Below are 11,396 nucleotides of genomic sequence, written 5' to 3'. Positions count from 1 at the left end.
CTTATTTTTGATATTGTTTCACAGGATTATTAAATAAAAAAGCAAGTGCTTTACGAGCACCTGCTTTTTGTATTGCTTTAAACTAACCCATAAGCTTTATTAATATCTAGTATAAACATTATCCCCATTCCAGGTTCATCAATTTTCAGAGCATCTCTAATTGAAAGAACAATAGCATCTGTAAGGTTTTTCTCAGATAATATCATGACGATTTCCTTTTCCGGTTCTATTACCATAGAAAATAGCATGTTGGTTTCATGAATTCCAGAACCTCTGGCATTAATTATAGTGCCTCCCTTAGAACCGGCTGAAACCGCTGCATCAATCACTTGTTCTGCCTTACCTCTATCTACAACTGTGAAAATAGCATTATACATAGTATCTTCCACACCTCTACTTTCGGTATTTTTTTCATATATACAATTTCTAACTCCTAATAGGTTCGAAACAGAAGTTGAAAAAACTATGCCGTGATTATGTTTTTCAAATTTAAATTTTTTATTTAGTGCTTTAAATGCTTCGTGGGAAGAATTTGAGTCGGTAATCATAAAAACTATTTCTTTCCTGGTATCATTAAGACCTAAAAGCTCCAATATATGACTCTTAATGGTTCCTTTGCCTAAAAAAACTGTACATCCTGATATTCCGTTTTCTTTAGCAGTTTTAATTACTTTACTTCCCAACCCATAATTTACGATTACACAAAGTAGCTCATATCTTTTTTTATTATATACATTTTCCATTAGCTTCTAATCCTCCTTTTTTAGCTTTAATTTGAAAAATTAAACCTAAAACTTGTAAAGCAATTATTGGAGTTAAAGCTACCATGGCAATTATTCCAAATCCATCAATTAATACGTTAGCTCCCTCAATGGCTTCTGCGGCACCATGGGCAAAAGCTAGTATAAAGGTTGCAGTCATAGGACCAGAAGCAACTCCTCCGGAATCAAAGGCTATACCAACGAATAATCTCGGTACAAGGTAAGACAATACAAGAGATATTAGGTATCCGGGTAAAAGAAAATGCCATAATTGTATTTCTGGCACAACTATTCTTAACATAGACAAGGCCACTGCAAATGCAACTCCAATAGAGAGCGAAAAAACCACTATTTTCCTTTTAATATGGCCACTGGTCACCGTTTCTATCTGATTAGTTAGCACATATACAGCCGGTTCAGCCAAGATGACAACTAACCCGAGAATAAACCCGACAAGGATAATCGTCCAGTTATTATCAAGGGAAGCAAGACTATATCCTACTACGCTTCCAACTTCCATAAATCCTGCATTTACACCTGTTAAAAATGTTACCAATCCAATAAAGGAATATAAAAGACCTTTAAGGATCTTTCTATAGGCTTTCTTAGAAAGCTTAAACGAAATCTTATTAAAAATAATAAATATCAATAACAACGGGAATAAAGCTAAAAAAACTTCAAACATCATAGTCGGTGCTTTTTCCATAAAAGGTTTTAGAATGGCTGTTGAGCTTGACTTGACATTATCAAGACCTCCAGAAATTTTATCAGTTTTTGAAATAATGCTCATAATGATTACTGATAAAATGGCTCCCGCAGATGCTATTGCTACTAAACCGAAACTATCTTCTTCAGATGCCTTTCCATTTTTTTTCAACGAAGATACCCCTAATGCCAGGGCTAATATAAAGGGAACAGTCATTGCCCCAGTAGTAGCTCCCGAAGCATCAAAGGATATTGCTAAAAACTCAGAAGATGTAAATAAAGCAAATAAAAAAATAATTAAATAAGTTACAGTTAACATTTTACGTAATGATTTATTATAAACTATTCTTAATAAACCAGCGGATAACATTACTGCAATTCCTATGGAAACAATAACTACAATAGCAAACTTAGATATAACCCCTGATGTCACATTACTAACTTGCCCAGCAAGAATATGCAAATCGGGTTCAGCAATTGATATAAAAAAGCCTAACAGTAAGCCCGAAATACCTATAATCCACAGTTTATTGCTTTTAACAAGGGTTCCTCCCATTAAATTACCTATCGGAGTTACTCCTATATCTACACCAAACAAAAATATTGAGAGTCCTACTACTATTAATATGGCACCAATTAGGAATTTAAATATTAGATATGTTTCCAGAGGAATAATTGTAAAATTCATTATTAATACTATTATTGTGATTGGAAGTACAGCAAATAAAGTTTCTTTAAATTTTTCAATAAGAATGCCCAAATATGATTCCCTGCCTTTCATTATGTTAATTGTCATCTGCAATGCACTACACATTGTATTTCGCTATAATTAATTGTAACATAATTCCCTAACACATCCAACAACTTTATATACATATAAGATTGTTAGTTAAAACAAACCAGCATTACTAATTAAGATAAAGAACTATCCTTATTTTTCAATGACATTAACCAAGAAAGTCCTTTCAACTGGTCCCCGTATAACTCAGGATACCCAATCATAACCTCTCTTCGTCTAACCCTTTAAAACAATAGGCATACATCATCCTTTGTTTCTTCTATAATTAAGAAATTTTTCTAGTGCCAGTTTTATATAAATTAATTTAATTTTCCGTTTTTCCTGATTTTTTTCCTAAAACCGTTGACATATTTCTGTTTTGGTTATAATAATCTATAGTAGATAAGAAATATTCCTATTTAAGAAGGTGACGTCTTGCAGGAACTACAACCATTGATACAACAGCTAAAGGAAAAAGGTATCAAGGTAACCCCCCAAAGGCAGGCCATTCTCAGCAGCTTTTTGGGCACAACGAACAAACATCGGAGTGCTGAAGACATACATTTGGAAATTGTTAAAAGCTTTCCAACTATTAGCCTTGATACGGTTTACAGAAATCTTGGCATGCTGCGGGACTTGGGTATTTTAAGAGAATTGAATTTAGGCGAGCGAAGGGTACATTATGAATTAACCAGTCACTCCCATCATCACCACTTAATTTGCACTCGCTGTGGGGATGCCCAGGAGATTCAATATTGTCCATTACAATTCTTAGAACAGGACAAAGTAAATAAATTTAAAATACAGAGTCATTCCTTTGAAATCTTCGGATTATGTGAGAAGTGTACAAAGTAAAGGAGGTTTATCGTGAGAAGAATCCTATTGAGCTTGCTGGCATTTGTATTGGTGGCAGGCGTAATCATTGGCTGCGATGCAAATGATAAAAAGCAACAAAATCCTGCAAGTGATACCCTGAAAGTATACACCAGTATCTACCCTCTTTATGATTTTGCCAAGCGAGTGGGCGGTGATAAAGTGACGGTGGAAAACATTGTCCCTCCGGGGTCAGAACCCCATGATTGGGAACCCAGTCCCCAGGACCTTGCTAAACTGACCAAAGCAGACATCATCATCCTTAGTGGCACCGGTGTAGAACACTGGGGCGATAAAATAATTAATACTCTAGATAGTAAAAAGTTGACCGTAATCCATGCTGGTAAAAGCATTAAATTAATAGAAGGAAGTACTTCCCATACCGATTCCCAGAAACATCATCAGGCCGGCGACCCCCACGTTTGGCTTGACCCATTAAATGCCAAAATAATGGTAGAGGAAATTTTTACTGGTCTAGCTAAGATTGATACCGAGAATAAATCATATTATCAAACCAACGCAATCCAATTTCAACAGGAGTTGGATAAACTACACTTAGAATATCAAGATAACTTAGGCAAGGCCAAGACCAAAGAATTTATTACCTCCCACGCCGCCTTCGGCTACTTGGCCCAGCGCTATGGTTTGATAGAGATTCCAGCCCGTGGGCTTTCAGCGGAAACCGAACCTAGCCCCGCTGATATGGCTGCCATTATAGAACTGGCCCGAAAAAAGAACATTGATACCATCTTTTTCGAAACCCTGGTTAACCCCAAAGTCTCAGAAACCCTGGCCAGCGAGTTAAAGGCAGACACACTGGTGCTGAATCCCCTGGAGGGGTTGTCGGAAGAAGAATTGGCAGCCGGTGAAAATTACCTTTCTGTTATGAGACAAAACCTTAAGAATCTAAAAATTGCTCTGGGAGCTGAATAAAATGAGTAAGGAAGATATCATTAAAATTGAAGGCTTAAATTTTACCTATGGTTGCCATCTTATTTTAAATAACATTAATCTTAGTATTGCCGCCGGAGATGTGGTGGCCATTACTGGGCCTAACGGTTCCGGTAAATCCACCCTCTTAAAGCTGGTGCTAGGTCAGCTAAAACCCACTTCCGGTTCCATCAAACTCTTTGGTACCGAAGCCCATAAAGTAAAGGAACGCTATCGCATTGGTTATTTAGCCCAAAAGGCCACCAGTTTTAACAGTCAATTTCCGGCTACCGCCCGGGAAGTAATACGATCTGGAAGGGTTCCTCGGCGGGGTCTGTTCCACCCCTTGCTAAAACCAGACCAACTTCTGGTTGATCAGGTTCTGGAACAGGTTGGTATGCTAGAGTTCGCAGACCACCCGGTGGGTACCCTTTCTGGTGGGCAACAGCAAAGAATTTTACTGGCTAGGGCATTGGTCTCTCAACCTGATCTCTTAATTCTGGATGAACCCAACACCGGCGTAGATAGCCAAGCACTTGATTCTATGTACCGGTTGTTAAAGGAACTAAGTCTTCAGCAAGATATGACCATGCTAATTGTATCCCATGAGTTAGAGGGTTTAGCATCCCTGATCACTCATCAGGTTTGCCTGGATAAACACATCTGCAGTTGTTCATGTCATAAGTATAACGATCCAGGGAATCAACTGGAACACTGCAGTCGACGTATTAATAGGCAACCTGCCAATACAAAGGAGCCGTGTTATGGAAATCTTACAATATGAGTTCATGCAGCGAGCACTGTTGGCTGGTATATTAGTAGGCCTCATCTGTCCCGCGGTTGGTTTATTCATAGCCCTGCGAAGAATGTCTATGATATCCGATGCGTTATCCCATGTTTGCCTTTCTGGTGTGGCGGCAGGTATGACGCTAGGAATTCACCCGGTGTTAAGTGCTGCCCTCTTCGCCGCTGGGGGTGGGCTATTACTTGAGAGACTGCGTAAGGTTTATCGTGGCTATTCAGAAATTTCCATTGCCATTCTTCTTTCGGCTGGAGTAGCTATCGGTGCTATCATTTTAGATTTAGGCAAGGGTTATAGCGCCAATTTTATGAGTTACCTTTTTGGCAGTATTGTAGCTATCAGTGCCAATGACTTAAAAATTATTTCTTTGCTGGGCATCACCATTCTACTTTTAATAAATATGTTAAAAAAGGAGTTATTTGCTATTTCCTTTGATGAGGAGCATGCTAGGGTTAGTGGTATCCCGGTGGATAGCATCAGTATTTGTTTTACCATCATGACCGCTGTCACCATTGCCCTATCTATCCGAGTGGTGGGCATCCTCTTAGTGTCCTCCTTAATGGTATTGCCCGTTGCTACAGCTATGCGTCTGGCCAACAGTTTCCGGGGTGCCATGATGTTGTCAATTTTATTCGGAGAAACCGCCATTCTCATCGGTATCTTAGCCTCCTTTTACTTGAATCTGGCACCCGGAGGTGCCATTGTCATGACTTCAGTCATCCTATTGGTTGGAACACTAACATATCAGCAGCTTAGTCGTAAATTGGCCATCCACAAAGGAGTTGTTTCACAGTAAAAAACAAGGGTAAGGTTAACCCTTGTTTTTTTATCAGAACAGGCTTCCTAAGCCTTAATAGTCTTGTAAAAAATAGAAACCTTAACCAATCTGGTTAAGGTCTCTGAAAGTTAATCCCTGCAGACTTCAAGGATCGTTATAATCCTAACCAGTATTAAATAATCTAAAACATTATGAGTATTCTTTTATAAAAAAAAGTCTCTGCCTAGGCAGAGAAATTCATTGCGTAGATTATGTGAGTTTTATTTTTTCCTTATCTTAATAGTTTATTCCTTGATAAAATACTTTATTGGTGCTCTTTTGAACAGTTATTAAGTATTAATAAACACGTTATCCACAGAGTTATCCACTTTTATCGTAGTTATCCACAATTATCACAGGTGTTTTTGGGGTAAATGTGGATAGTTGTTAATAACGGTCAATGGCACCTTCTACAATTTTTTGATTATCGAACAAACGCATTAACCTCCTGATATCCTGTTCGTAACGGATTAAGTTTTCAATTTCTTTTAAAAGTTCTTCCAGATCTTCCTTCGTAAATAGAGGTAATAACCTGTTTAACTCCTTTGGATCCATATCGGGGGAGAGCATCTTTCTCACTTCCTCGTATTTTAGGTGTATGACAAAATATTCAAAGCTAATAAGAAAAGTTACAGATCCGAACAAGTTCTTCCTTTCACTTGATATCTAAAAAAAAATGACCGGTTATACCGGCCATTTTTTTTTAGATATAGGTAACCCCAACACTATTGTCCGGAGGAGGTTTTACAGTCTTGCGATCCTTAGAATACCTGGGAACTTGCTTATGTTTTCCATTATCCCTGGACTTTAATCTGCGGCTCACAGCAACCCCTCCTTTTTATATTGAACTCATCTTTATTGTTCTCCTTTTGATCGTATTCATTCTTGCTAAAACTTTTCAGATTTACACTTTTAAGCAAAATAAAATATTGATTGACAAAATCAAATATATGGCATAAAATCTACATTAGTCAATTTAATAGCAATTCTTCTTATCCAGAGAGGCTGAGGGACTGGCCCTGAGACGCCCGGCAACCTTCTTATTTTATCTAAGAAAGGTGCTAATTCCTGCAGAAGAACAATCTTCTGAAAGATAAGGAGGGGGCATAAGCATATTATGGCCTCTTCTGGTCTGACCAGAAGAGGCCTCATTAATTTAGACGGAGCTATACTAGATCAAGCAATCTAAGGAAGGTTGATATACTTGATAGAAATTAAAGACCTAACCAAGGTTTATCATTCCAATGCTGGAGATGTTAAAGCCCTAGACAGTGTAAGTTTAAGAGTTCGTAAAGGCGAAATATACGGTATCATAGGTTTTAGTGGAGCAGGTAAGAGCACATTGATCCGTTGCGTAAATATGCTGGAAAAACCCACATCAGGTAGTATTAAAGTAAATAGTCAGGAAATGACCGAATTAAGTGAAACACAGCTAAGATCCAGCCGCCAAAAAATCGGCATGATTTTTCAGCATTTTAATCTATTATCCTCACGTACTGTATTTGAAAACATCGCTTTCCCTCTGGAGATTAGTGGTGTAAACAATCAGGAAATCCAGGCTAAGGTTACGAAGTTGTTAGATCTAGTGGGACTAGCCGATAAAGCTAACGCTTACCCTAGCCAGTTATCCGGTGGTCAAAAACAAAGGGTAGGCATCGCCCGGGCCTTGGCCAATGACCCCATTGTACTACTGTGCGATGAAGCTACCTCTGCCCTAGACCCTGCCACCACCAGCTCTATATTAGAGTTGTTAAAAGATATAAACCGCCAATTGGATCTAACCATTTTGATGATTACACACGAAATGAAAGTAATCTCTGAAATATGCGATTCTGTAGCAGTAATTGAAAAGGGGAAAATTATTGAAGAAGGTTTAGTCATTGATGTTTTCACCCAACCCCAACACCCCACTACGCGTCGCTTTGTCCAAACAATCATTAATACAGATGTCCCGGAAAAAATTAAGCAGCGTCTGCTTCAAAAGGATGAGGGTCAAATTATCAGGATTTCTTTTATTGGAGACTCTACGGATGAACCTGTGATTTCAACTTTAGCTAAGCAATATGATGTGGATGTAAACATTCTTTATGGCAACATTGACCAGATCCAAGATACTCCCTTTGGCATGTTAATTATTGAATGTCTAGGGCCCAAAGTCAACTGCGAAAAGGCAGTGGAATATTTACGAAGACAAGGCTTAAGAATCGAGGTGTTAAAGAATGTCCAATGAAATTCTCTCCCACCTAGCCAACCTATCCCCAGAGTTAATCAAGGCCACTTGGGAAACTCTTTATATGACAATGGTATCTGTTATACTGGCTTCGGTATTAGGTATTCCCTTAGGAATAATTTTAGTCATTACTGATAAGGGCCATATTAAAGAGAATTTGTTGCTGAACCGGGTTTTGGGATCAATTGTGAACATCTTTCGTTCCTATCCCTTCATTATCTTACTACTGGCACTGGTCCCCTTTACTCGTTTTGTTGTAGGCACTACTATTGGAACCACTGCGGCCATTGTCCCCCTCACCGTTGCCTCAGCTCCCTTTGTGGCCAGAATGGTGGAAACTTCTTTAAAGGAAGTAAACTGGGGTGTGATAGAGGCTTCTCTGGCAATGGGTGCCAATACCTGGCAGATTATTCGTAAGGTACTATTGCCCGAGGCCCTACCCGGTATTATTTTAGGTACGACCATTACAGCCATCGCCGTGGTAGGTTACTCCGCAATGGCTGGTGTCGTGGGAGGAGGTGGCCTAGGGGACCTGGCGGTACGTTACGGCTATATGCGTTTTGATTCAGTGATAATGGTAACCACCGTGGTCATTCTAATCGTTATGGTGCAAATAATGCAAACCCTTGGCAATATACTTGCCGAAAAATTTAACAAAAACTAAGGAGGAGTTTCCATGAAAAAGAAATTAGCTTTACTGGTTACCTGCTTGCTGTCCTTAAGCCTAGTGTTAGTTGGCTGCGGTGGCGAAAAAAAGGAACAACAGGATACTGCCGGTAGTAACGCCAGCAATGAAGCTAAGGTTTTAAAGGTTGGTGCTACCCCAGTACCCCATGCAGAAATTTTAAAAATTGTTAAACCCATCTTAGAAAAAGACGGTATTCAACTAGAAATCGTAGAGTTTAACGATTATGTACAACCCAACCTAGCCCTCAATGACAAGCAGTTGGATGCCAACTACTTCCAGCACCTACCCTATTTAGAAGAATTCAATAAGCAAAAGGGTCTGGAGCTGAGCTATACTGCCAAAATTCACTTTGAGCCAATGGGTCTTTTCTCCAAGAAACTAAAAGCTGTCAGTGAGTTTAAAGAAGGCGACAAAATTGGTATTCCCAACGACCCCACCAACGGTGGTAGAGCCCTAGCAGTTTTAGAGAAAGCTGGTCTGCTGAAGCTTAAAGAAGGAGTTGGTATCACTGCCACAGTGCGGGATATCGTAGAGAAGAAAGTAGAAGTTGTTGAATTGGAAGCTGCTCAACTGCCCCGCTCCGTCGATGACCTGGCTGGTGCTGTGATCAACGGTAACTTTGCTGTACAAGCCAACTTTGTTCCCACCGACGCCCTGGTGGCTGAAGATGCTCAATCTGAAGCTGCCGATACCTTCGGTAATATTTTAGCCATCCGTAAGGGTGACGAAAACCGTGAAGAGATCAAAAAACTGACCGAAGCACTTAAGAGTGCTGAAGTTAAGAAATTCATCGAAGATAATTACAAAGGTGCCGTTGTAGCTACATTTTAACCCATAAAAAAGAGGGCTCCCGAGAGGGGGCCCTCTTTTTTATGGGTATTCCTTTGGGGTCCAGTTGTTATCCTTTAGCCTTTCGTCTGTTTTATGGGATACGTGCCTTGGGCCGTGGCTTTTAACCTTCCTCCCTGAGGAAGGTGGCAGCGTAGCTGCCGGAAGGAGCTCACCATCGAAGTATGCTTACTCTCCCGTCACTAACGTGACATCCCCTCAAAGAGGGAACTTAACTCTAATAACTAACAGCTAACAACTAACAGCTAATGGCTAATGGCTATAACCTACGGATGGGACATTTCTTTATACAGCTTGTTTATGGAGCTGCTTTCGATGCGAGAAATAAAGGATCGAGAAATGGCCAACTGCTGTCCCACCTCCCGTTGGGTATATTCCTTGCCACCCTCTAAGCCATATCTCAATTTGATCACGGCCTGTTCTCTGGGGGATAGCTTTTTTAGTGCCTTTTCCAGCCTCTCCACTTCTAGATTTGTTTCCACCCTCTCATCCACTGGGATCTCGTCGTTCATTAGGGTATCCTGCAATTCTAAAAGGCCACCATCTTTATCGTAATCCAGGGGTTCTGAAATAGAGATAGTATTTCTGATTGTCTTCTGCTTACGTAATACCATCAGCATTTCATTTTGAATACAAACCCCTGCATAGGTTGAAAATTTTCTAGACTTATTTACGTCAAAGGTATCTACACCTTTAATTAAACCTATTACCCCAATCTGGAAAAGATCCTGTTTATCAACTCCGTTGTCTTTCATTTTATTGGCTATTTTAGCAACTAACCTTAGATTCCTTTCAATAAGCACAGTTTTAGCTAATTTATCTCCTTTAGCTAACCTCAATAACCATTCCCTCTCTTCCTCAGGGGATAAAGGATCGGGCAAACTGCCAGATGAAATATAGGAAACCAAAAACGCAATACCATTCAAAACCGAAAGGGCTATTAAGGTAATGATACCTGCGGTCAATCAGCATCCCTCCGTAACAAAAATAGTTATCTACTTTATGCTACGAGGGAAACTCTCAAAAAGTGCTTGTATAAATAAAAAAAGTAGTTAGAAAGTTCTGGCGAAGGATTTTTTAATGAATTCATGGAACAGAATATAAATTATGTCGAATAGAGGAGGTTTTTATGAAGAGAATATAGTCATATGTTGTTACCATTAATGCTCAACTCTTTTACATAGGGCATATTTAGCAAAGTTCTAATAGGAATATGCACTGTTTTTCACTTGATTGTTAATTTTTCTTTAAGTCTTTCAAATTTTTAACATTATTATATTGTATATGGTATACTCTTTCATGGACAAGGATTAAAAATTATCTCCTTGGGGGGGACTGTATGTTTTTTAAGAAAAAAGATATTTTCTTTGAGACCTTTCAAGCCATTGCAAAAAATATCACCTTAGCTGCTGAGGAATTTTGCACAGAATTACACAAACCAGGAAGTGAAAAAAAAGGGTTAACAGATATTCAAGATATGGAAAAAAAAGGTGATCGCTACACCCATTCCATATATAAGGAACTGAATAAAACCTTTATAACTCCTCTGGAACGTGAAGACATCATGAATCTGGCAGTTAAAATGGATGATATCTTGGATGGCATAGAAGCAACGTATATTCGTATGGATATCTATGACATTAAAGATATTAACATCTTTATTAAGCGAAACACGGAAATTATCTTGGAACAATGCAAGGAAGTTGAACTAGCTATTGATAAACTAGTTACCAAAAAGTTTTTGGACATTCGCGCCCACGCTGTACGAATTAATGAACTGGAGAATGAGGCAGACGATCTTTTTAACAACAGCTTACGAGAACTGGTTTCCTCCTGCACCGATGCCATTGAATTTGTTAAGTACAAGCAGATTTACGAGATGCTAGAAGAAGTTACCGATGCCTGTGAAGACGTGGCAAACATTCTTGAGAGCATTCTCATGCGAAATTCCTAATAAGGAAGG

Annotated in this window: 12 protein-coding genes and 1 riboswitch; of the genes, 8 read left to right on the top strand and 4 right to left on the bottom strand. The window is 39.1% G+C overall.

Annotation, left to right across the window (positions count from 1 at the left end; genetic code table 11):
- Positions 1-77: 77 nt before the first annotated feature.
- Together ACYQ03_RS06235 and ACYQ03_RS06230 are read right to left on the bottom strand one after the other, a co-directional pair.
- Complete coding sequence (locus ACYQ03_RS06235) at positions 78-743, bottom strand: P-II family nitrogen regulator (RefSeq protein WP_459908460.1); 666 nt, start codon at positions 741-743, stop codon at positions 78-80.
- The gene (locus ACYQ03_RS06230; protein ID WP_459908458.1) at positions 727-2,226 is read right to left on the bottom strand and encodes a DUF1538 domain-containing protein; all 1,500 of its coding nucleotides are present in this window, start codon (positions 2,224-2,226) and stop codon (positions 727-729) included. The genes ACYQ03_RS06235 and ACYQ03_RS06230 overlap by 17 nt, the downstream gene beginning before the upstream one ends.
- A 453-nt stretch (positions 2,227-2,679) precedes the next feature.
- On the opposite strand from ACYQ03_RS06230, the gene ACYQ03_RS06225 reads away from it, so the two are divergent.
- From ACYQ03_RS06225 to ACYQ03_RS06210, 4 genes are read left to right on the top strand one after another with little or no spacing between them, the layout of a single operon-like run.
- Positions 2,680-3,099, top strand: coding sequence for a Fur family transcriptional regulator (locus tag ACYQ03_RS06225; protein ID WP_459908456.1), 420 nt, complete (start codon positions 2,680-2,682; stop codon positions 3,097-3,099).
- 12 nt (positions 3,100-3,111) lie between these two features.
- A complete protein-coding gene (locus ACYQ03_RS06220; protein ID WP_459908454.1) occupies positions 3,112-4,050 on the top strand; it encodes a metal ABC transporter substrate-binding protein in 939 nt (312 codons plus the stop codon).
- Between the two features lies 1 nt (position 4,051).
- Entirely contained in the window at positions 4,052-4,831 is a 780-nt protein-coding gene (locus ACYQ03_RS06215) for a metal ABC transporter ATP-binding protein (RefSeq protein WP_459908452.1), read from the top strand.
- A complete protein-coding gene (locus tag ACYQ03_RS06210; RefSeq protein ID WP_459908450.1) occupies positions 4,812-5,645 on the top strand; it encodes a metal ABC transporter permease in 834 nt (277 codons plus the stop codon). The genes ACYQ03_RS06215 and ACYQ03_RS06210 overlap by 20 nt, the downstream gene beginning before the upstream one ends.
- A gap of 408 nt (positions 5,646-6,053) precedes the next feature.
- Here ACYQ03_RS06210 and ACYQ03_RS06205 read toward each other — a convergent pair whose 3' ends face one another.
- Entirely contained in the window at positions 6,054-6,236 is a 183-nt protein-coding gene (locus tag ACYQ03_RS06205; RefSeq protein ID WP_459908448.1) for a hypothetical protein, read from the bottom strand.
- Between the two features lie 419 nt (positions 6,237-6,655).
- Positions 6,656-6,766, top strand: a riboswitch (SAM riboswitch).
- A gap of 104 nt (positions 6,767-6,870) precedes the next feature.
- Between ACYQ03_RS06205 and ACYQ03_RS06200 the strand changes: the two genes are divergently transcribed.
- From ACYQ03_RS06200 to ACYQ03_RS06190, 3 genes are read left to right on the top strand one after another with little or no spacing between them, the layout of a single operon-like run.
- Positions 6,871-7,896 (top strand): methionine ABC transporter ATP-binding protein, encoded by a 1,026-nt coding sequence (locus ACYQ03_RS06200; protein WP_459908446.1) that lies wholly within the window; start codon positions 6,871-6,873, stop codon positions 7,894-7,896.
- Positions 7,886-8,560: a methionine ABC transporter permease gene (locus tag ACYQ03_RS06195; protein WP_459908444.1), complete on the top strand. Its 675-nt coding sequence runs from the start codon at positions 7,886-7,888 to the stop codon at positions 8,558-8,560. Before ACYQ03_RS06200 ends, ACYQ03_RS06195 begins: the two co-directional genes overlap by 11 nt.
- A gap of 12 nt (positions 8,561-8,572) precedes the next feature.
- The gene (locus ACYQ03_RS06190) at positions 8,573-9,415 is read left to right on the top strand and encodes a MetQ/NlpA family ABC transporter substrate-binding protein (RefSeq protein ID WP_459908442.1); all 843 of its coding nucleotides are present in this window, start codon (positions 8,573-8,575) and stop codon (positions 9,413-9,415) included.
- A gap of 284 nt (positions 9,416-9,699) precedes the next feature.
- Here ACYQ03_RS06190 and ACYQ03_RS06185 read toward each other — a convergent pair whose 3' ends face one another.
- Entirely contained in the window at positions 9,700-10,398 is a 699-nt protein-coding gene (locus ACYQ03_RS06185; RefSeq protein ID WP_459908440.1) for an RNA polymerase sporulation sigma factor SigK, read from the bottom strand.
- A 374-nt stretch (positions 10,399-10,772) separates the two neighbouring features.
- Between ACYQ03_RS06185 and ACYQ03_RS06180 the strand changes: the two genes are divergently transcribed.
- Entirely contained in the window at positions 10,773-11,387 is a 615-nt protein-coding gene (locus tag ACYQ03_RS06180; RefSeq protein WP_459908438.1) for a DUF47 domain-containing protein, read from the top strand.
- Positions 11,388-11,396 lie beyond the last annotated feature (9 nt).

It is taken from the genome of Desulfotomaculum defluvii, assembly GCF_054657375.1.
This window is presented reverse-complemented; position numbering and strand designations above follow the sequence as displayed.